The 20,279-nt window shown below is 64.6% G+C and carries 15 protein-coding genes and 1 tRNA gene; 8 read left to right on the forward strand and 8 right to left on the reverse strand.

Annotated features, from left to right (window positions below):
- Positions 1–141: 141 nt before the first annotated feature.
- Both ASF32_RS08675 and ASF32_RS08680 read right to left on the reverse strand, forming a co-directional pair.
- A complete protein-coding gene (locus tag ASF32_RS08675; RefSeq protein WP_056426458.1) occupies positions 142–2,529 on the reverse strand; it encodes an aminomethyltransferase family protein in 2,388 nt (795 codons plus the stop codon).
- A gap of 60 nt (positions 2,530–2,589) precedes the next feature.
- The gene (locus ASF32_RS08680; RefSeq protein WP_056426694.1) at positions 2,590–3,945 is read right to left on the reverse strand and encodes an NAD(P)/FAD-dependent oxidoreductase; all 1,356 of its coding nucleotides are present in this window, start codon (positions 3,943–3,945) and stop codon (positions 2,590–2,592) included.
- Positions 3,946–4,370: 425 nt separating this feature from the next.
- Between ASF32_RS08680 and ASF32_RS08685 the strand changes: the two genes are divergently transcribed.
- Positions 4,371–5,429, forward strand: a complete 1,059-nt coding sequence (locus ASF32_RS08685) for a LuxR C-terminal-related transcriptional regulator (protein WP_056426462.1) — start codon at positions 4,371–4,373, stop codon at positions 5,427–5,429.
- Between the two features lie 95 nt (positions 5,430–5,524).
- Here ASF32_RS08685 and ASF32_RS08690 read toward each other — a convergent pair whose 3' ends face one another.
- From ASF32_RS08690 to ASF32_RS26835, 3 genes are all read right to left on the reverse strand, one after another.
- On the reverse strand, positions 5,525–6,658 hold the full coding sequence (locus ASF32_RS08690; RefSeq protein WP_056426466.1) for an aminomethyltransferase family protein: 1,134 nt from the start codon (positions 6,656–6,658) through the stop codon (positions 5,525–5,527).
- Between the two features lie 200 nt (positions 6,659–6,858).
- On the reverse strand, positions 6,859–8,610 hold the full coding sequence (locus ASF32_RS08695) for an APC family permease (RefSeq protein ID WP_056426697.1): 1,752 nt from the start codon (positions 8,608–8,610) through the stop codon (positions 6,859–6,861).
- An 838-nt stretch (positions 8,611–9,448) separates the two neighbouring features.
- Positions 9,449–9,571 carry a hypothetical protein gene (locus ASF32_RS26835; protein ID WP_280136550.1) on the reverse strand — a complete coding sequence of 41 codons (123 nt, stop codon included), beginning with the start codon at positions 9,569–9,571 and terminating at the stop codon, positions 9,449–9,451.
- 191 nt (positions 9,572–9,762) lie between these two features.
- Here ASF32_RS26835 and ASF32_RS08700 point away from each other — a divergent pair, with 191 nt between their 5' ends.
- From ASF32_RS08700 to ASF32_RS08710, 3 genes are all read left to right on the forward strand, one after another.
- On the forward strand, positions 9,763–10,332 hold the full coding sequence (locus ASF32_RS08700) for a dimethylamine monooxygenase subunit DmmA family protein (RefSeq protein WP_056426470.1): 570 nt from the start codon (positions 9,763–9,765) through the stop codon (positions 10,330–10,332).
- On the forward strand, positions 10,329–11,282 hold the full coding sequence (locus ASF32_RS08705) for a PDR/VanB family oxidoreductase (RefSeq protein ID WP_056426473.1): 954 nt from the start codon (positions 10,329–10,331) through the stop codon (positions 11,280–11,282). Before ASF32_RS08700 ends, ASF32_RS08705 begins: the two co-directional genes overlap by 4 nt.
- 126 nt (positions 11,283–11,408) lie before the next feature.
- On the forward strand, positions 11,409–12,470 hold the full coding sequence (locus tag ASF32_RS08710; protein ID WP_056426476.1) for a DUF3445 domain-containing protein: 1,062 nt from the start codon (positions 11,409–11,411) through the stop codon (positions 12,468–12,470).
- Between the two features lie 141 nt (positions 12,471–12,611).
- Here ASF32_RS08710 and ASF32_RS08715 read toward each other — a convergent pair.
- Positions 12,612–12,687: transfer RNA gene (locus tag ASF32_RS08715), tRNA-Lys, on the reverse strand.
- Between the two features lie 359 nt (positions 12,688–13,046).
- Positions 13,047–14,225 (reverse strand): tRNA guanosine(34) transglycosylase Tgt, encoded by a 1,179-nt coding sequence (tgt, locus tag ASF32_RS08720; protein ID WP_056426480.1) that lies wholly within the window; start codon positions 14,223–14,225, stop codon positions 13,047–13,049.
- Positions 14,226–14,428: 203 nt separating this feature from the next.
- On the opposite strand from tgt, the gene ASF32_RS08725 reads away from it, so the two are divergent.
- Positions 14,429–15,223 carry a DUF4239 domain-containing protein gene (locus ASF32_RS08725; RefSeq protein WP_056426483.1) on the forward strand — a complete coding sequence of 265 codons (795 nt, stop codon included), beginning with the start codon at positions 14,429–14,431 and terminating at the stop codon, positions 15,221–15,223.
- Between the two features lie 77 nt (positions 15,224–15,300).
- Here the strand turns inward: ASF32_RS08725 and queA are convergent, their stop codons facing one another.
- The gene (gene queA, locus ASF32_RS08730) at positions 15,301–16,389 is read right to left on the reverse strand and encodes a tRNA preQ1(34) S-adenosylmethionine ribosyltransferase-isomerase QueA (protein WP_056426485.1); all 1,089 of its coding nucleotides are present in this window, start codon (positions 16,387–16,389) and stop codon (positions 15,301–15,303) included.
- A gap of 290 nt (positions 16,390–16,679) precedes the next feature.
- Here queA and ASF32_RS08735 point away from each other — a divergent pair, with 290 nt between their 5' ends.
- The 3 genes from ASF32_RS08735 (at position 16,680) to ASF32_RS08745 (ending at position 19,909) form a co-directional block, all read left to right on the forward strand.
- A complete protein-coding gene (locus ASF32_RS08735; RefSeq protein ID WP_056426701.1) occupies positions 16,680–16,946 on the forward strand; it encodes a hypothetical protein in 267 nt (88 codons plus the stop codon).
- 129 nt (positions 16,947–17,075) lie between these two features.
- Positions 17,076–17,963, forward strand: coding sequence for a cation diffusion facilitator family transporter (locus tag ASF32_RS08740; RefSeq protein WP_056426488.1), 888 nt, complete (start codon positions 17,076–17,078; stop codon positions 17,961–17,963).
- A gap of 143 nt (positions 17,964–18,106) precedes the next feature.
- Positions 18,107–19,909 carry a calcium-binding protein gene (locus ASF32_RS08745; RefSeq protein WP_056426490.1) on the forward strand — a complete coding sequence of 601 codons (1,803 nt, stop codon included), beginning with the start codon at positions 18,107–18,109 and terminating at the stop codon, positions 19,907–19,909.
- Positions 19,910–20,279: the final 370 nt, after the last annotated feature.

A 20,279-nucleotide genomic window follows, 5' to 3' on the forward strand; every position in this document is an offset into this window, starting at 1 on the left:
CTCGTCGATTTTTGTTGAAGCGGCGGTGGCGGTGAAGCCTCGCCGTAGTCTCTCGCGCATTAAGTGTCTCTCACAAAACTCCTGCTGCACCGTCATGCTCGGAGCGGGAACCGACCGTGATCGGGAGTTGTGTGAGGCACTTCAAGCGGGGATTCCGGCCGTTGCCACGCTCTCCGGCGAGGGCTCGGCGAGGCTGGCCTGTCCCAGATCGCCGCGTGTGGGCGCTTCCGCCCGGACGCGGGTCTTCTTGGGATCGAAGTGGGGAAAGGCCACGATGGTCGCGGGAAGCCGCTTCTGATGGCCGTCGAGCTTGCCGATCTCCACCGACCCACCGATGGCCGCCGCCGAGACGTCGAGGCGCGCCAGGGCGATGGTCTTGCCGAGGATCGGCGATTTCGTGGCGCTGGTGACGATCCCGACCTGGGTCCGGCCGTCATAGACGGGATCTCCGTGCCCGACGGGCTCGTTGCCCGTGAGGTCGAGGCCGACCATCCGCTTGTGCGGGTTGTCCCGCCGCCGCGCCACGGCCTCCGACCCGATATAGGCGTCCGGCTTGTCCTTGGGCACCGTGAAGCCGATGCCCGCCTCGAACGGGTCGGTCTGGTCGCAGAAATCGTAACCGGCGAAGACGAGGCCGGCCTCGATCCGCAGCATGTCGAGGGCGGCGAGCCCCATCGGCGTGAGACCCTGCGGCTCGCCGGCCGTCACGATCGAGTCCCAGATCGCGGTCGCCTGGCTCGGGTGGCACCAGACCTCGTAGCCGAGCTCGCCGGTATAGCCCGTCCGCGACACCAGGACCGGCACGCCGTCGATGCGCCCGACGGTGAAGCGGAACCATTTCAACTCATCGATCGTGGGTTCCTGGGGCGGGCTGACCACGAGGCCGGACAGGATCGCCCGCGATCTCGGCCCCTGGACGGAGACGTTGTGGAGCTGGTCGGTGGAGCTCTTCACCCAGACCTTCAGCTTGTGGTCCTCGGCGAGCCTACGCAGCCAGATGCCGGAATATTCGTCCCCGCAGATCCAGCGGAAATTGTTCTGGCCGAGACGGAACAGCGTGCCGTCGTCGATCATACCGCCATGCGGGTTGCACATGGCGGTATAGACGATCTGGTTGACGGCGAGCTTGCGCACGTTGCGGGTCACCGCCAAATGCATCAGGTCCTCGGCATCGGGCCCGATCACCTCGAACTTGCGCAGCACCGAGAGGTCCATGATCGTGGCCCGCTCGCGGCAGGCCCAGTATTCCTCCAGCGGGCCCGCCGCGTTGAAGCAGGTCGGCACCCAGAACCCGCGATAATCTTCCATCTTCCGTGTCAAGGCGGCGGTGCGTGGGTGAAACCCGGATTCGCGGGTGAGGCGCGGTTCGGCATCGGGGGTCATGCGGTGGCTCATACCCTTGGAGAAGGCGCTCTCAGAATCATAGACCCGGACGTGGATGTCGGTGGGGCACCAGCCATTGGCGGGATCGATGTCGTCGGCGCAGGACGAGGTGGCGCAGACGAGGTCGGTCAGCGCCCGCAACAGAACGTAATCGCCCGCGCGTGACCAGGGCTCGTCCATGGTGATCTTATCGTCCGGCCCGGCGACGGTGTTGTAGAAGAAATTGATCGCCGGCCAACCCTTCTTCGGCTGAACCCCATGCGGTCGCAGGACAGCATTGAAGTTGTCGGTGCAGTTCGAATGACCGGGATACCCCATATCCTCATAATACTTGGCCGAGCAGGCGAGCATGAACGTATCGTGGCGCCCGACCGTGTCCTGCACGATCTCGACCAGGGGGACCATGCGCGCGTCGAAATACTTCGACAGCAGGCCGGGTTTCGGCGCCGTCGATCCCATCAGGGTATGCGTGGTGGTGGCGTCGAGGCCGTATTCATCACCCGCTTCGAGGGCCACGGCATCGAAGGCGAGGAAATCCGCGCATTGGCGCCCGTCCACGTCGATGATCTGGATGTACTGACCGGCCTTGACCGTGAAGGCCTCCGCCGTCGCGGCCCTCACGCGCAGGTCGAGAAGGGGCGGAGCGAGGGGCGGCGGCGCCCTCCCCTCGAGGGACGTCGCAGGCTCGATCTCCACCCGCAGATCGGTCGGCGGATCCTGCGCGTCCGGCTCCATCGGGCCGCCGGGGACGATGAGCACGCAGACCGAGGCGGCGGCCGCCGTCACCTCGAAGGCCGAGCCCGGTTGGGACTCGCCGTGAAACAGCGCGTGCGCTTCGAGATCGGACGCTGCGAGGCCATGCCGCGCGAGAGCGGCGCTTTCCGCCTCTCCGCCCATCCCCTCGCCCCGCCGGCGCAAGAGATCCCCCACATTCGAGGCGACGCGCCCGTCCGCGGCCGCCGCTCCGAACGCATCGGGGCGAGCATAGAGAAAGGCAGGCTGGCACCCTTCCGGATCGACGATGCGCAGACGATCCCCGGCCTCGACCTCGAAGAAGGCTGAGGCTCCACCCCTCGCCGAGAACGAGAGCGTGCGCGGCGACGTTGCCCCCCGCGCGGGCTCGGGCTGCATCCAAATCTGGTTCATTCGGCGATCCCTGGTGAACTGGCCGCGATGCGGCCGGGCCGACGCGAGAGTGTTACGCGATCATTCCGCGGCTTGGGGCAGGCCCATAAAGGCATCTAGCGAGTCGTCCATCGCCTTCATCCATGTGGTGTGATGGGCCGGTGAGAGCGTGCCGGTGATGGTCGAGCGGTAGGATCTGTCGCGATAGGTGAGGATGCCCTCCATCTTGTGGTGCTCCCATTCCTTGAACAGCTCGGCAACTTTGTCGACGTCGAGGGGAGGATAGTCGGTCGCCGCCAGGAGCTCGCGGACATACTCCGTCTGAAAGTCGATCGCCTCGAACGGGTTGGTGAGCGTGTCCTGATAGGCCAGCCACTTGGTGATGTCGGCGTTCCGCTCTTCCGCGCCGGGCAGGGTGAGCTTGCCCATCATGTAGTCGCGGGCATACCAGGCCTGGGCATCGAACATGTTGAAGGTGTAATACTGATCCTGCATCCCGATATAGATTAGCTTCGGGTTCGACTGCCAGAAGATACCCTTGTAGATCCCGGCCGGATACAGACAATTGTGTGACTTGAGGCGCAGCTCGTCCGGCAGGAACGGATAGGTGTGCTGATAGCCCGTGCACAGGATGATCGCATCCACTTCCTTGGTGCTGCCGTCCTTGAAATGCGCTGTCTTCCCCGAGAGTTTCAGTAGAAGCGGTTTCTCCACAAAGCCTTCGGGCCAATCGAAGCCCATCGGCTTGGTGCGGTAGCTGAAGGTGATCGATTTCGCGCCGTACTTGATGCACTGGGTGCCAATGTCTTCTGCGGAATAGCTTGCGCCGATCATCAGGAGATGCTTGCCGGCGAACTCGTCGGCGACGCGGAAGTCGTGGGCGTGCATCACACGGCCTGGGAACTGCTCCAGTCCCTCGAAACTCGGGACGTTGGGCACAGAGAAGTGCCCGTTGGCCACGACCACGTAATCGAACTCTTCGACCTGATGCTCATCGGCGATCAGATCCTTCGCCGTCACGGTGAACCTGCCGGTTTCCTCCGAATAGCTGACCCAGCGGACGGGCGTGCAGAAGCGGATATACTTGCGAACATCGCTGCGCTCGACGCGGCCGGCGATGTAATCGTGCAGCACCGCCCGCGGTGGATAGGACGGAATCGGGCGGCCAAAATGCTCCTCGAAGGAGTAATCCGCGAATTCGAGGCATTCCTTCGGGCCGTTCGACCAGAGGTAGCGATACATGCTGCTGTGGACGGGTTCGCCGTTTCCGTCGAGGCCGGTGCGCCAGGAATAATTCCACTGGCCGCCCCAATCGGATTGCTTCTCGAAACAGACGAGTTCGGGGATCTCCTCGCCTCGGCGTCGCGCGGACTCGAAGGCCCGCAACTGAGCCAATCCGCTCGGACCCGCGCCGATGATCGCAACCCGTTTCCGCATGATGAGATCTCCGAGAAACATCGTGTGAGGCGAGACGGCCCCCGATTGAGCCATCCGCTCCGACAGCGAGGATCGCCCCGCGCGTTCATTCTTCCTGGGAAAATTTTATGCCGGGGTGAAATGACGATGCAATAGTGACTGTTGGCACTACTGTGTGGGTCAGCCTCTGCATTGAAAAAACGAAGGGCGTCTGGGTTTGCGAGGATCGTGCCAAATGGTCGTTTCGAGCAGATAATGTGCCATTACCTTGCATTCGCATTCTCTCTGTACGACCGTGGAAGAAGGACCCGGGGGGTAAAGAAGGCCTTGGGTGGTGGGGCTGCCGACGATACTGTGCGGGACGCGCGCATGAGCGAGGCCGGCCGTCTCGCGACGAGCGCGTGAGATGCAGTGGATGGCACCGTTTCCGAGATGACCGTTTTAGGATGAGTGACGAACCGATCCGGAACGGTGGCATCGGGTTGACCGACGCCGAATGGTACAGACGGTTCGGCGAGGTCGCGGCTTCGATCGGAACCGAGGGTTTTCACCGGAACTTACTGTCCCTGTTCGCTCTTTCCATCGAGAGCGATTCGGGATGGATCATCCGTTACTCGCGTGTGGCCCCGCCGGACGTGCTCTACACCACCGGGGTTCCAAGCGAGATCGTGGATTTCTACAACAGGAAATGCCTTCGGATCGATCCGTTCTCCCTCTATTGGAAGACGTTCGGCAAGCCGGGCATCCTGACATTGTCGGAGATCGGGCATACCAGCCCAGAATCGATCCTCTATGCGAAGATCTTCCGCCCCGCCGCCAATATTTCCGACGAATTGGGGATGTTCTTCTCGACGGTGGGGCATTGCTGCTTCGGCTTGTTCCTCGAACGCGAGCGGGGGGAGTTCTCGCAGGAGGATGTCCGTAGGGCGGAACTGATCTTTCCGGCCCTAGAGGGATGTCACCGGAGTCATCTCGGCCACCTTTTCAGCAATCTGCGCTATACGAACGGGAAGCAGGCGGAGGGATTGCTCAACCGCCCGACCCTGATCCGAGACCGCCACGACGTGGAGGTGTTTGCCAACGAGACCTGGAAGCAGGCGGTCCTGGCTGATGTCTCCATCGAACCGATGCTGGAGACGCTGGCTCGCGCGGACGCCATCCAGACCGTCCACGCGCGGGATCATGTGATCACGTCGGAGACCTTCGATCGCGACTTCGCCCTGGCGCCCGGCGGCCGGATCTTCATGCTGGGTCCGAAAGTCTCGGCGCAGGACGATCTGGCCAGTTATCAGGCTGCGGCGGACATCCTGACAGCCCTGACGCCGCGGGAGCGGGACATCCTGACCCTGACCATGAAAGGCCAGGCCACGGGCGACATCGCGCAGATTCTGAAGATCAGCAAGGGCACGATCAAGAACTGCAAGATCCGAATCTATCGCAAGGTGGATGTCACGTCGGAACGGGATCTCATCAAGAAGTTCAGTCCGTTCTTTCCCTCGGCCTGACACGGGCCGCATAGCTCCGCGGCTTCCCAGTGAGGCCGACCCGCAGGCCGGTCTCACCGGGGCCCGGCGGCATGCCGCCGGCTCGCGGTCTGGTATCAGGCGGTCCGTTCGTCGGCCGGATGGGTGCGCAGGCGCATCGGGTCGTAGAAGGGCGTCCGCACCACGTTGGCGATCAGCGGGCCGGTCTCGGTTTGGACCTCGACCTCGGTTCCGAGGGCGGAGAGCTCCGGTGGCAGGTGGGCGAGGCCGAGGGACTTCATCAGGTGGCGGCTGTAGGTGGTGCTGTTGACGGTGCCGACCTCGATTCCATCCTTGAAGATCTTGGCGCCGGGCGTCACCGCCTCATGGTGCAGGATCTCGAGGCCGACCTGGCTGAAACGCTCGCTGCCCCTCCTCGCCAGCAGGGCGGCCTTGCCGCGAAAATCCGCCTTGTCGAGGTCGACGGTCCAGGCCAGGCCCATTTCCCACGGCGTGGTGTCGGGCTTCGGCATGTCGAAGGGGAAGAACAGCAGGCCGCCCTCCACGCGCACGATGTCGAGGCAGTCCCAGGAGGCCGCCACGATGCCGAAGGGTTCGCCCGCCTGCATGATCGCGTCCCAGAGGGCGACGGCGTCCTTGGCGGCGCAAAACACCTCGTAGCCGCGCTCGGCCGAGTAGCCGCCCCGCGCCAGGGACACATCGCGGCCGAACAGCGTCGTGCGGACATGCTCGAAATACTTCAGAGTCGCCAGATCGAAGGGCGTGTGCGGCGCGAGGATCGCGAGGGCCAGCGGTCCCTGCAGCGACAGAATGTGGACGTCGTCGTCGCGGGCCGCTTCCACGGCGCGGCCTTCGGTGAATTCGGGAAGAACGTCTTCGAGGCTGCCGCCGCCATGCGAGACGCGGAAGGCCTGCGGCCCGTCGCGGTAGACCAGCACGTCGTCGATCAGGGAGCCGTTCTCGTCGACGATGTTGCTGATGGCCGACTTACCTTGCGCGATCTTGCCGACGTCGCTGGTGAGCATCGCGTTCAGCATCGCTTCCGCGTCCGGACCGGAGACGTTGACGATGCGAAGGCCGGAGACGTCGAACAGGCCCGCCCGCGAGCGGACGATGGTGGTCTCCTCGTAGCGGTCGGTGCTGTAGGATTGGGGGATGGGCATCCCGTTCCACTCGGCGTCGAGTGACGAGCCCAGGGCCAGGTGGCGTTCGTTGAGGGCCGACTGGCGGGGAAGGTCTTTGTAGCTCATGGCGGCTGTCCCTTAGAGCGCTCTCCGCCGAAGTGGATGCCGGTTCGGCGAAAAAGAGCGCGGCAAAACAAAGGCCTAGAGATGTGCCCCGACCCAACGTGGTCGGGCGCAGCTCTAGCGTTCCGTTTTTTGATTGGGCGGGCTCTGTCTCGTCCCGCGCGCGGGCTGCCGGAGCCGACGGCCCCGGCAGCCCGGTTCGATCAGAGCTGGAAGAACCAGTTCGAGAGGAGGAGCACCACGACGCCAGCGGCGAGCGTCAGGTAGGGCAGGATTCCAGCCCGGCGGCGGCTTACCGCACCGTCGGGGCCGACATGCAGGTCCTCGTACATCTCGGCCGGGAACTTGCCGCCGTCCTGGACATAGTGGCGGTAGCAGAAGACCGGGATGATCAGGGCGGCGGTGATCAGGCCGGCCCAGAGGGCGACCGGGTTCCAGACCTTTGCGCCCGCGCCCATGAAGATCACGTTCACGAAGGCGAAGACGCCGCCGAGCACCAGGATGACAGTCGGTGCGCGGTAGGGGCGCGGGATATGCGCCGAGTCGATGCGGTGGATCCAGGCCGAGTTGAGGTTGAGGAAGTTGAAGATGATGTAGCCGCAATTCGACACGGCCAGGATGAAGAAGAAGCTCGTCGCATCGGCACAGGCGATCGCCAGGATCGCGAGATTGAAGACGAGATCGGTCCACATCGCCCGCGTCGGCGCGCCGTGCTCGTTCACATGGCTGAGGTAGCGCGGCAGCCAACCGTCGGCCGAGCCCTGGTAAAGGGTGCGCGAGGACCCCGCCATCGCCGTCATGATGCAGAGCACGAGGGCCAGGATCATCAGCATGACGAGGAAGTTCTCGACGATGGGACCGCCGCCGACCATGTGCGCGAGTGCTGCCGCCACACCCGACCCGTCCACGATGGAGGCCTCCAGCATCCCCTCGACGCCGAGCATGCTCTGGAAGGTGAAGGGCACGAGGGTGAACAGCAGGAGGCAGAGCAGGCCCGAATAGAAGATCGCCTTGAACGTATCCTTGGCGGGATCACGGAACTCGCTGGTGTAGCAGATCGCCGTCTCGAACCCGTAGGTCGACCAGGCCGCGATGAACATGCTGCCGAGGACCAGTGTCCAGCCCGTGATGTTCCAGGCGCCCGGCGCGGGAGCGGCCGGCGCCGCGAGGGGGACGAGCGGAGAGAAGTTCTCCCAGTTCACGCCGTGGATCAGTAGCGGGACCACGCCGACGATGAACATCGGGATGATGACGAGGAGGCCGATATACTTCTGGACGTTCGCCGTTCCAAGGATACCGCGGTGCTGCACGGCGAAGACCGCGAGCATGAGGGCGGCGCCGATGAAGAAGGCCAGGTTGAGGGAGAGCGAGACCGGGCCGAGGGTGGTGGTGAACAGGGTCCAGCTGCGGATGCCGGGCGCCACGGCCGCGATGGCCGCCGTCACCTTGTCGGCATCGGCCATCTGCAGGGCGGCACCGTTGGTGGCGAGCCATTGCACCACGGCCGGCGACGTGGCCGTCGGCTGCGGCGCCACCGCGTTGATGATGTAGGAGGCCGCGATGGAACAGCCCAGCGACAGGACCGGCGACCAGGCGAACCAGTTGCACCAGACCGAGAGGGGCGCCACCAGCTTGGTGTAGCGGACCCAGGCCGCGGCCCCGTAGACCGACGCGCCCCCCGACTTGTTCGGGAACAGGCCGGCGATCTCCGCATAGGTGAAGGACTGGATGAAGCCCATGATCATGGAGAGCGTCCAGATCAGGAAGGCGAGCTTGCCCGTATTGCCGGCAATGCCGCCCACCGAGAACAGGACGAGGGCGGGCACGCCGCTCGCGACCCAGAACGCGCCCGTCCAGTTGATGCTGCGATGGAGTTTGCCGTCTCCGGCGGCTTCGATGGCGGGGGAAGTGTAGCCCGCCAGAGGCTTTGCCGCGGATGTCAGTCCGGTGCTCATGGTTGAATGCTCCATTTGTCTTGGCGAGGGATCAGTTCGGATCGAGACGTGCCCTCCGCGGAGTTGCGATCCCAGGGCCGTTCGTTTCGATGAGGTTTGGGAAGAACCGAGGAGCACCCGGAGCCTCGTCTTTTCCATGAGGCACGCTCCCGTGCGCACTCGCCACGCCAGTGAGAAGCGCTGAGAGACATGTCTTCGAGATATCTTATCGTTTGATCAGAAAAGACCAGCTTGCTCACCGCCGTCTATGATGGTGAGAAGCGTACCTTTAGTAGTTTGTTGTTCGCTATTTATTTAGGTTGGCGGGGTTGTCGATGGACTTGCTTTGGACATGTCACCGTCGAATTGGCGCGAGGGCCAAAATTTTGGGTGAAATGCCGGTATCGTCGCTACCCTGATGTTTGGTGGCTGCTACAAAGGTCCTGTCGGCACACGGGATGAAGATCTGTTTGGTGTTGTCCGGCTGATGGATGTCAGCCGGACGGTCGGGCCGTGCCGGGCAGGAGTGACCGGTAAATCACGTGAGCGAGACCGTCGACGATCGCCTGGGTTCTCTACGGGAACAATCATTTCCCCTTGGGCTAAGGGCTGTCAAGCGCTATTGCAGGTCACCGCCGAGTAAGGACGGAAATTGAACTGAAATGCACCGCAATTGGCCGTTTTTATCCACTCATGCTCAGTATATAAGCAATCTGCTCAGGCAGAATCATTCGCTGCCGATGATCGCAACGCGCTGACATCCTTCATGGCCCGCACACTGTGTTGCCCTGAGGGGATCAATCGCCGAGGATGCCCGAATCAACCGTGGATTCATGGGCTTTGGCTCTGCTGGGCACTTTCAATTTATCAGGATCGCCCCTGCTTTTTCGAGAATTTGACGAAGGCAGTCGATGAAACGATCGTCCGGCACTTGCCTGATCGACATCGGGCCAACGTGCCGGACGAAATCGGCGATTGACATTTTTATTCTCTTGGAGAAAGTTAAATTCTCTTGGAGAGCGGTTATCGCCCTATGGTTGGGGCACGGAGAGTCATGCTCCTTGAATCAAATCCTGCTCCGAGGGTTCGCACGGTCCGTGCCGACGACTGAGACCGTGAATGGGAATGATGAGCCGGGCGATTACCATATCGTCCGTTGTCGAGATGAGGCCGATGTCAGATCAGTTCATCAAGAGCCGGCCGGTCTATCAGTCGCTGGCGGTGGATTCCTCCGGATTACGACACCTGCTGGTTTCAGACTCTCCGGCCTTCAGCTTCGCGGCATTGCCCGGACAGGAAGCGGAGATCTGGTTCGTCGCGGCCCCTGACCAGGAGGGCCGTACGAGACCGCCCGAGGCCGGTGGTGGGCGATGCTTTCGTTCGCCACGGCACCTCATCGATCGCCTCGACCACCGTCTCGCGCGGGAGCGCATGGGGCTGCGGCTCTATGCAAGCGGGACCGAGGATTTCCTTTGGGACGTCTTCAACACGGCGCAACGCGCCGGAATGAACAAGCAGGAGATCTTCCAGTGTCATTCCGGCACCAAGGCGCGTCGCGTCGCCTGCGTCCATTGCCGGACCTTCAACCACGCAGTGACGACCACCATCGTCCGATGCGAGGGCTGCGGCGCGAACCTTTTCGTCCGGGATCATTTCTCCCGGCGCCTCTCGGCTTTCATGGGGGTCAAGGTCGATGCCGAAGTCGCCGGCGACGTTCCTCCCGCAGAGCAGGCCTATTCATGATCGTCGAAGGCAAGCTGTCGGCGCGCGTCGCCGAGATCGAACTCCTGAACCCGACCCTGAAGCGCTTCCGCTTCGTTCCGGAAGGCGGCGGAACATTCCCCACCTCACCGCCAGGGGCGCATGTGCTCGTCACTCTGCGGGATACGGACCGTGTCTGGCAGAACGCCTATTCGCTAGTGACACCACCCGATCAACGTGATCACTACGCGATCATCGTCCGCCGTGTTGTGGAATCGCGCGGCGGCTCGCACTTCCTGCATGACATGCTCAAGGCTGGTGATGCCGTGGAACTCGGCGTACCTGCGAGCCTGTTCCCCATCGCGTCCCGGGCCCGAAAGCATATCCTGATCTCCGGCGGCATCGGTGTGACGCCGTTCCTGTCCTACTTGCCGGTCCTCGCGCTTCGTGGCGCCAATTATGAACTGCATCAATTCTGCGCCGGCGACGAGGTCGAGACCTTTCGGGACCTGCTCGGAACCGATGCGGCGGGCGTTCACGTCCACAGTGCGGGCCTGGGTGCGCGACCGGATCTCGCCGCCCTCCTCGCCGACCAGCCTCTGGGCACGCATGTCTATACCTGCGGGCCGGAGGGCCTCATGGATGCGGTCGAGGAGACTGCGCGCGGCCTCGGATGGACGCCGCACGCGATCCATCGCGAGAGTTTCGGCGGGGCCAAGGGCGGCGAGCCGTTCGTCGTCACCCTGGCGCGGTCCGGCCGGTCGATCGAGGTCGGGGCGTCGCAGACTCTTCTCGAGGCGCTGGAGGGGGCTGGCATCGAGGCCCCCTGCCTCTGCAGGGGGGGCGCCTGCGGCGTCTGCCTCCTTCCCGTGGTGGAGGGCCTCCCCGACCATCGCGATCACGTCCTGTCCGATGCCGAGAAGTCGGAGGGACGCCTCATCGCGACCTGCGTCTCCCGGGCCAGATCCGAGACCCTCGTGCTCGATTTCTAAGATTAGTCGACGACGAGGAGAACCGATCGCGTTTGTTGATGCGACCGCGCGGCGGCGGGCGTCCGCCTAACGCGCTGAGACCGGCCATCGGTCGGGATCAGTGCCGCTTGGGAAAAGGTGGCTGAAATGGGTATTCACTTCAAGACGGACGAGACGTTCCGGGACGACTTCTCCTATCGGAACAGCGACGCTGCGGTTCTGCGCTTTCCGTTTCCGTTCGGCGAAGACACATACAGGTACTCGGTCAATATCGAGCCTCATGTGAAAGCAGGCCCGTCGCCTGCCTTCGAACACGCGTTCGATGTGGACGAACATTACGTCGCGGAATGCAGGGAGCGCGCGATCGTCCTCGATCACGATCCGAAACGGTGTCAGGTGCTGCCGCACATGATGCCCGCGCAATGGGACACGCTCGAACTTTTGATGGAGAGCCTGTCCACGGATTACCCCGAGCATTTCAGCCTGACGCGGGACGGGACCGCGTGGCATTGGATCAACCGTCCCCTGAATCTCGACCAACGCTTCGTCTTCGGCGACGCGTCCACGCTGCCCTGCGAACCGTTCGAATACATCACCCGTCAGGCGCAAGGCGATTTCACCCTTCAGGATCAGCGGGACAACAATCTCTACGTCGATGGCGGTATGGTCACGACGCAGGCGGATTGGTCGCTGGAATTCGATATCGGGATGAGCTTTCACGAATGGCACGGGCCGGTACCGCTGGCACATGAGATCGGCGTATTCGACCGGGCGCTGCAATATCTCCTGCGTCTGCAATACGGGCATCCCGTCCGCCGGTTGAACTGGACGATGACGATCAACCCCCGTCTCGATACCTCGCCCGAGAATTATCCCGACTGGGGCCCCGACCGCACCACCCTCACGGCGGAGAACATCGCGGGCAAGCTTCACCTGCGCGTCGAGTTACAGACCCTGTTCCGCCTGCCCCGCTCCAACGCGATCCTGTTCGGTATCCGCTGCTACCTAATCAGCCTGCAGGATATCGAGCGGGTGAAAAAGTGGCACAAGCGCCTCCATCGCGTACTGGCGACGCTCCCGCCCGAACTCGTGGAGTACAAGGGCCTGATCCGCTTCTACGACCTGCTGGTGTCCCGTCTGGCCGCTATGGACGACGGCACACCCCTGTCCCTCGGCATCCAGCCCGACCAGACCCAGTTGCCGGCCTGAGCTGCCTGTAAGATTTTGAGGCGGTGGTGTAGAGGCGGGCCGCCCGAACTATCGAGGGTCGGAGGCCTTGGAAATGGCAGTTGCAGATTTGCTGATGATGCCGCAAAGACCGGCAACCGCTGGTTTAATCAATAAAGTAAGTGGTGAGCGCGCTGGGACTCGAACCCAGGACCTACAGATTAAAAGTCCGTTGCTCTACCAGCTGAGCTACGCGCTCGCTTGCTCGGTGGGCCGGTCCCGATGGGGATCGGGCTGCCCGTTGGTGCAAGCGTGGCTCGCAATAGGGGGTTGGAGTGGAGGGGTCAACCGGTGCCGCGCTTGGCAATGTCATCGCGACGGTTTGGCTCGGGCTGCGCCGGAGGGGTGTTTGGCTTTTGCTGGGTAGGCCTTCATTCTTGGATAGACCTGAACGCGGGGATGCCCGTGTCATGATCCTCTCGGCAGTCTGGTAAACCGACAGCGCGGTCGAGGGCGTCCTGCCGCCCTCGATGGCGACCGTCCCGTCACTCCCGCGAAAATGGTGTCGACTTCGTCCGGGCCCTACCAAACCGCGTGCCGACACCCTTGAAGGTGATATCAGCGGGAGACGGTTTCGTCGGCGCGCTCGGCCTCGGCGCGCGCCCAGCCCTCGCGGGTCTCATCGCAGAAATCGGCGAGACGACCCGCGGCGATCGCCGCACGCATCCCTGCCATCAAGTCCTGGTAATAGGACAGGTTGTTCCATGTCAGCAGCATCATGCCCAGGATCTCGTCGGTGCGGACGAGGTGGTGGAGATAGGCACGGGAATAGTCCCTCGCGGCGGGGCATGACGACGTTTCGTCCAGCGGTCGCGTATCCTCGCCGTGCCGGGCGTTGCGCAGGTTTATCCGGCCATGGCGTGTATAGGCTAGGCCATGGCGGCCGGCGCGGGTGGGCATCACGCAGTCGAACATGTCGATGCCGCGCATCACCGAGCGCATCAGGTCGTCGGGCGTGCCGACTCCCATGAGGTAGCGCGGCTTGCCAACCGGGAGATGCGGCTCCACCGTCTCGATCATGGCCAGCATCACGGCCTGCGGCTCGCCCACCGCCAGGCCACCGATGGCGTAGCCCTTGAGATCGAGATCGGCCAGGGCCCTGGCGCTCTCCACCCGCAGGTCGGGCAGGTCGCCGCCCTGGACGATGCCGAACATTGCCTTGCCCGGCTGTTCGCCGAAGGCGATCCGGCAACGCTCGGCCCAGCGTAGGGAGAGGCGCATGGCGCTCTCGATGGCCGCTCGCTCTGCGGGAAGCCGAACGCATTCGTCGAGCTGCATCTGGATGTCGGAGCCGAGCAGCCCCTGGATCTCGATGGAGCGCTCCGGGCTCATATGGTGGCTCGACCCGTCCACATGCGAGCGGAAGGTCACGCCCTGCTCGTCGAGCTTTCTCAGGGCGGAGAGCGACATCACCTGGAAACCGCCCGAATCGGTGAGGATCGGGTGCGGCCAGTTCATGAAACGGTGGAGGCCGCCGAGCCGCTCCATCCGCTCCGGGCCGGGACGCAGCATCAGGTGATAGGTGTTGCCGAGCACCATGTCGGCGCCGAGATCCCGGACCTGGCCCGGATACATCGCCTTGACCGTCGCCGCGGTCCCCACGGGCATGAAGGCCGGGGTACGGATCGTCCCCCTCGGCATCGAGATTGCACCGGTGCGGGCCTGTCCGTCGGTGGCGTCGACGCGGAAGCCGAAGTGGTCAGATGTAGCGTTTCGGAGGGAGGCAGTGTCGGACATGGGCCAGGTCTTTAAAGCTCCGCGCCGCAAAACGGAAACATGCGAGCCTCCTACAGGCGGTCGGTCATCAGCACAGTCCGGAAGCTGACCGCGCCTCTGGTCGCCACTGCCGACCGGCGCTATCGCATCCCCCCATGATCCGGAGATTCCGAGCGGGATTTGTCCGTCCCGGCCGACTCACCAAACGACCGCGAGGGATAGCGATGCTCATGGGGATCTGGCTCGATCAGCCACTAGCACTGATCATCGGCATACTCGCAAGCCTGTTCGCCGGCATCTCGATCGTCTTGATCGTCCTGACGAACGTGCCCGCCACGCGGGCGCATCTGTTGAACAATGTCGGCGGCATCGTCGCGTCGTTCTTCAGTTCGATCGGCATCCTGCTCGCCCTGCTCACCGGCTTCGTGGCGAACGATGCCTGGGAGCGGCAGGGCAAGGCATCGCGGATCGTCCAGACCGAGCGGGCGAACCTGATCGCCGCCTACGACCTCAGCGAGGCCACCGTCTCGGACATGTCGGACATCCAGAAGGCGCTCCTCGCCTATGCGAATGCGGTGATCACCGACGAATTTCCGAAGATGGGAACGGGGACGGCGTATTCCAGCCAGGCGGGCGCGGCCCTCAGCGCGCTCATGAAGATGGTCGCCGACCCGGTGCACACCACGGCGTCCGGTGCCGTCGCTCACACCGCGCTGATGACCACGATCATGAACCTTCGCGAAGCTCGCGGTGAGCGGCTCGCCCTGAGCGCCAGCAAGAACGACGATTCGAAATGGCTGACGTTGCTGTTCCTCTGCACGCTGACGCTGATCTCCATCGGTATCGTCCATGTGGACAAGCCGCGCGCCCAGGTGATCACGCTCGCCATCTTCTCCACGGCGATGGTGGGAACGCTCTGTGTCATCGCGCTCCACGAGCGGCCCTTCGATGGTCCCTTCGCCATCGGGCCCGAAGCGTTCGAGCGGGCTAAAAGCATGATGACGACACACCAGGAATGACCGGCCTGCCGGGGCCGCGCCGCCGTCCCGCTTCGCGAGCGTGACACTGCGGGCGCCCGAGAGGGGGGATTATCGCGTCACTCGGATCGGGCTGGGAACAGCAGGCTCGAATCCCCGTACGAATAGAAGCGATAGCCGGCCGCGATGGCATGTGCGTAGGCCGCCCGCATGGTCTCCAGCCCGGAAAAGGCGGAGACCAGCATGAAGAGGGTCGAACGCGGCAGGTGGAAATTGGTCATCAAGGCGTCCACCGCGCGGATGCGGGTGCCAGGCGTGATGAAGATCTCGGTCGGACCGGAGAAGGCATGAAGCCTACCATTCTCGTCCGCCGCGCTCTCGAGCAGGCGCAGCGCCGTGGTCCCCACCGCGACGATGCGGCCTCCCCCGTCTCGCGTCCGGTTGAGAGCATCCGCGGTTTCCTCATCGAGAAAGCCGATCTCGGCATGCATGCGATGGTGGTCGGTATCGTCGGCCTTGACCGGCAGGAATGTGCCCGCCCCCACATGCAGCGTCACGCAATGGCGCAGGATGCCGGCGGCGTCGATCCGTGCCAGGAGCTCGTCGGAGAAATGCAGGCCCGCGGTGGGGGCGGCAACGGCGCCGGCCTGCCGGGCATAGACCGTCTGGTAATCCACCGCGTCCTGCGCGTCAGTGCTGCGCTTGCCCGCGATGTAGGGCGGGAGCGGCAGTTCGCCGGCCAGCACGATGGCCTCGTCGAGGGCGGGGGCGGAGAGATCGAAGCGCAGGACGATCTCGCCGCCCTCCCCCTTCTCCGTGATGGTGGCATCGAGAACGCCGAGGGAGCAGGCGGCGCCCTGCCCGCTCCGCCCGAAGCTCACCCTGTCACCGATGGCGAGACGCTTGCCCGGCCGGGCAAAGGCGCGCCATCGGTCGGTTGCCTCGCGGAGGTGCAGCATGGCCTCCATCCGCAGCCCCGGCGATCCCGAGCGGTGACGGATGCCGTGAAGGCGGGCCGGGATCACGCGGGTGTCGTTGAAGACGAGGGCGTCGCCCGGCCGCAGCAGGTCGGCGAGATCGCGTACCGCGCGGTCCTCCAGGGCCTCGCCCGGCCGGACCACCAGCATTCGCCCGGCATCGCGGGGCTGGGGTGGCCTGAGAGCGATGCTGGATTCGGGCAGATCGAAATCGAAGAGGTCGACGCGCATCGGGCGCCAACAGCACGGTTCAGGGCTCGGGATCAATGGCCGGCGGATCGCCGTCTGGAAAAAGCGGGAAGCGGCTGTCGCGCATTGTGGATGCGGGACATAGACATGCAGATGACGGCCAAGTCGCCGGAAAGGCCTGACGGGCGAAACCCATATCATCGCCACTTTTCATGTACCCGCCTTTCTCCACCGGGCCGCACGGTTACAGGTCTACGTTGAAAACAACCTTGACCGCGTCAGCGCGAGTCTGCGTTGTGGCCGGCCAAATTGGCTCAGATTCGGTTCGTGCGATGACTGACACCTTCAAGACCGCTCTCCCCAAGGCCAAGGTTCCTCGCCGGCGGATCACGCTGGACTCGCAGTTGATGTCCTACTGGGACCGGGAGGCCCAGCGTCTCGATGTCATGGCGGCCAATGCCCGGTGGGGTTGGATGGCCCGAAGCTACGCGCGCAAGGCCGAGCGCGCGCGCGCGCAGAGCGCCCGCTCTGCCCAGCGAGAGGCGGATCGCGGTGTGGGGCCCGCGCCGGCATCGCAAGAGATCGAACCCCAGACATAGCAGCGACTAAACCCTTCACCGGCGGGTTCAACCTTTGCCGTGGCCTTGTCGATGGGGATGATCGTATGGGCAGGGCGCGCCACGCCCTGCCCCGCCATCCGCCGGGCCCGTCATGGATTCTCACCGGAAATGGACCGCACACAGAAAGCCGCCCTCGCGAGCGCCGGAATCGGCCTTCTCGTGATGGCGATCAAATTCACCGCCTACTGGCTCACCGGCAGTCTCGCGCTCTATTCGGACGCGCTGGAGAGCATCATCAACGTGGCGGCGGCGGCCTTCGCCTTCATCGCCTTGCGCGTGGCTGCCGCGCCCGCCGACGAGGACCACCAGTTCGGGCACCACAAGGCCGAGTATTTCTCGGCGGTGATCGAGGGGGCCCTCATCATCGTGGCCGCCATCCTCATCCTGCGTGAGTCCTATTACGGCCTCCTCGACCCGAAACCCCTCGATGCGCCGATGCTGGGCCTTGCCGTCAGCGCGGTGGGGACGGCGATCAACGCCGCCTGGTCCATGGCGCTCCTGAGTCGCGGCAAGGTCTGGCGCTCGCCCGCCCTGGTGGCCGATGCCCGCCATGTGATGGCGGATGTCTTCACATCCGGTGGCGTTCTGGTCGGCGTCGCCCTGGTGGCCCTCACCGGAACCCTGATCCTCGATCCGCTCATCGCCGGCCTCGTCGCCCTCAACATCCTGTGGTCGGGCTGGACCATGGTGCGCGATTCCGTGAGCGGCCTTCTCGACAAGGCGGCTCCGGCCGAGATGGTGACCCAGATCCGCGCCCTGATCTCGGAGCATGGCGAGGGGGCGCTGGAGGCGCATGACGTGCGCACACGGCATGCCGGGCAGGCGACCTTCATCGATTTCCACCTCGTGGTGCCCGGCGAGATGACCGTGAAGGACTCGCACGACATCTGCGACCGGCTCGAGAGTGCCATCGAAGGCGCCATCGCGGGGGCCGTCGTCGTCATCCATGTGGAGCCGGCCGAGCATGCCAAGGGCCGCGGCGTGCCGGTGGTGTAGGGGCGCGCCTCCCCCGGAATGCGCGAGAATCCACCGCCACGCGCACCGTCGTTCGAGCGTCATCCGACCCCCCTAATGTCCGCCACGGCCGGTGATTTGACGTCCGCTCGTCCGCGGACGCGTCCGGCCGAGGATGAGACCGCATGACCGCCTATTCCGTCGCGAACGGCACGACGCAGACCGCTCGCTTCACCCTGGCGGGCGCCGACACGCTGCAGGTGGACGGAACCCTGTCTGTCTCCGCCAATGCTCAGTCCGTGCGCTTCCAGGTCGCCCCGGACGGCGCCGAGATCCACAATGACGGCCTGATCGAGAACACCGCCGGGGGCCGCGCGATCCGCTTCGAGAGCGAAATCGGCGCGACCCTGACCGCGACGATCGACAATGGCGGCGCCATCCGCGCCGGGGACGATGCCGTGCAGATCCAGGACGGCACCGTCGCCGCCGGCACGCTCACCATCACCACGGATAGCGGCTCGACCATCGTCTCCAGCACAGGCCAGGCCCTCGACCTCGCCTCGACCACAGGCGGGTTCCTCGCCGAGATCGACAATGCCGGCTCGCTGCTGTCCCTGGTCTCGGACGGCGTGCGGATCGGCGCGACGCTGGATCTCGTCAATAGCGGCACCATCCGGGGCGGTTCCGCCACCGGCTACGTTCAGGGTGCCGACGGCATCCAGTTCGAGGACGGGGCGAGCGGGACGATCCGCAACGATGCCGGCGGCGCCATCCTCGGCGACCGCCACGGCGTCAATATGGGCGAGGGCAGCGTCGCCACGGTAACGAACGAGGCCGGCGCCCGCATCCTCGGCGGCAACGGTTCCGGCATCGGCTCGGACGGCACCGCGACCGTAATCAATCACGGAATCATCACGGGCACCTTCGCGGATGCGGCTGGCTCCGATGTCAACGGCGCGACGCCCGGTTCCGAAGACGGCGGCGGCCCGGACGGCATCAATGACGGCGACGGCGACGGGATCGACATCGATTTCCGTGCAACAATCGAGAATCACGGCACCATCCGCGGCCTCGGCGCCGGCGGCACGGGGTCCGACGGGCTGCCCAACACCGCCGAAGGCATCGCGGCGGGTGGCGGCGACATCGTCAATCACGCCGGCGCGCGGATCTACGGCGCCGGCCTCGGAATCCTGATCGACGACTCGTCGCAGGGGGATGCGCCGTTCCTCACGAGCATCGACAATGCGGGGCTCATCCACGGCGGGTCGGGCATTGCCATCAAGATCGTCAGTGCCCTCGACGACGTGGTGGTCAATGCCGGCCGCATCATCGGCTCAGGCGGCACCGCGATCCAGTTCGGCTCCGGCGACAACACGCTGGCCATCGAGACGGGCTCGGCCATCCGTGGCCTCAGCCTCGGCGGCGACGGCACCGACACGCTCGATTACTCGGAGTTCGGCGCATCGGCGCGCGCGCTGTTCGAAACCGGCCGGGCCACGGGCACGGGGGGCGTCTCCGGCTTCGAGATCGTCAAGGGCTCGGCCTTCGCCGATTCCATGCGGGGCGATGCCGAGGCGAACCAGTTCCTCGGCGGCGCGGGTGACGACCGGCTGTTCGGCGGCGCCGGGGACGACATCCTGACAGGCGGCGCGGGAACGGATGTCCTGCGCGGCGACGCCGGTGCCGACACCTTCGTGTTCGATACGCTTCCCGCCGGCAAGAAGGACCGGATCGTCGATTTCAGCCACGGCGAAGACAGGCTCGCCCTCGATGCCAGCGTCTTCACGGCGCTGACCCCCGGCTCCCTATCGGACGAGGCCTTCGCCGTCGGCGCCGCGACCACGGAAGACCACCGCATCCTCTACGACGCGGCCAAGGGCCATCTCTTCTACGACGCGGACGGCTCCGGCACCGACCACGATGCGGTGCTGCTCGCGACCCTTCTCGGCAAGCCCGAACTGACCGCCTCCGACCTGCTAGTGGTCTGATCCGGGCAATTTTCGGCGCGGGGGCCGAGATGCCCCCCGCCGGGACATGGTATGGCCGCGGACCCACCTGCCCTTCCCGGCGACGGGATGTGTTGGTCTTCGCTGTCGTCAAAATCTGACGTTTGGCGCCTGATAAGACGTCCGCAACGGATAGCTTCCGGACTCTGGCCTTTCGGCCAGAAGCGGACGTTTCGCCTCCGACCTGACGGAGACGTTCAGGATACTGTTTGTCGAGCCTGATAGCGGACATCCGCCGCTACGATAGGTCCAGCATGATGTTGGCCGATACAGCGTCCTTTCTGGCCGATCAGGCGACGCCGGCCATCCGACGAAGCGGCATAGATGATCCTTTCTCAAATGGGGATCCCAG

The organism is Methylobacterium sp. Leaf91, assembly GCF_001422815.1.
Lineage (GTDB): Bacteria > Pseudomonadota > Alphaproteobacteria > Rhizobiales > Beijerinckiaceae > Methylobacterium.

Excerpts from the sequence above, each read along its gene's own strand:
- ASF32_RS08675 (WP_056426458.1), bottom strand. The coding sequence starts at position 2,529 with ATGAACCAGATTTGGATGCAGCCCGAGCCCGCGCGGGGGGCAACGTCG.
- ASF32_RS08680 (WP_056426694.1), bottom strand. The coding sequence starts at position 3,945 with ATGCGGAAACGGGTTGCGATCATCGGCGCGGGTCCGAGCGGATTGGCT.
- ASF32_RS08685 (WP_056426462.1), top strand. The coding sequence starts at position 4,371 with ATGAGTGACGAACCGATCCGGAACGGTGGCATCGGGTTGACCGACGCC.
- ASF32_RS08690 (WP_056426466.1), bottom strand. The coding sequence starts at position 6,658 with ATGAGCTACAAAGACCTTCCCCGCCAGTCGGCCCTCAACGAACGCCAC.
- ASF32_RS08695 (WP_056426697.1), bottom strand. The coding sequence starts at position 8,610 with ATGAGCACCGGACTGACATCCGCGGCAAAGCCTCTGGCGGGCTACACT.
- ASF32_RS26835 (WP_280136550.1), bottom strand. The coding sequence starts at position 9,571 with ATGTCAATCGCCGATTTCGTCCGGCACGTTGGCCCGATGTCGATCAGG.
- ASF32_RS08700 (WP_056426470.1), top strand. The coding sequence starts at position 9,763 with ATGTCAGATCAGTTCATCAAGAGCCGGCCGGTCTATCAGTCGCTGGCG.
- ASF32_RS08705 (WP_056426473.1), top strand. The coding sequence starts at position 10,329 with ATGATCGTCGAAGGCAAGCTGTCGGCGCGCGTCGCCGAGATCGAACTC.
- ASF32_RS08710 (WP_056426476.1), top strand. The coding sequence starts at position 11,409 with ATGGGTATTCACTTCAAGACGGACGAGACGTTCCGGGACGACTTCTCC.
- tgt (WP_056426480.1), bottom strand. The coding sequence starts at position 14,225 with ATGTCCGACACTGCCTCCCTCCGAAACGCTACATCTGACCACTTCGGC.
- ASF32_RS08725 (WP_056426483.1), top strand. The coding sequence starts at position 14,429 with ATGCTCATGGGGATCTGGCTCGATCAGCCACTAGCACTGATCATCGGC.
- queA (WP_056426485.1), bottom strand. The coding sequence starts at position 16,389 with ATGCGCGTCGACCTCTTCGATTTCGATCTGCCCGAATCCAGCATCGCT.
- ASF32_RS08735 (WP_056426701.1), top strand. The coding sequence starts at position 16,680 with ATGACTGACACCTTCAAGACCGCTCTCCCCAAGGCCAAGGTTCCTCGC.
- ASF32_RS08740 (WP_056426488.1), top strand. The coding sequence starts at position 17,076 with ATGGACCGCACACAGAAAGCCGCCCTCGCGAGCGCCGGAATCGGCCTT.
- ASF32_RS08745 (WP_056426490.1), top strand. The coding sequence starts at position 18,107 with ATGACCGCCTATTCCGTCGCGAACGGCACGACGCAGACCGCTCGCTTC.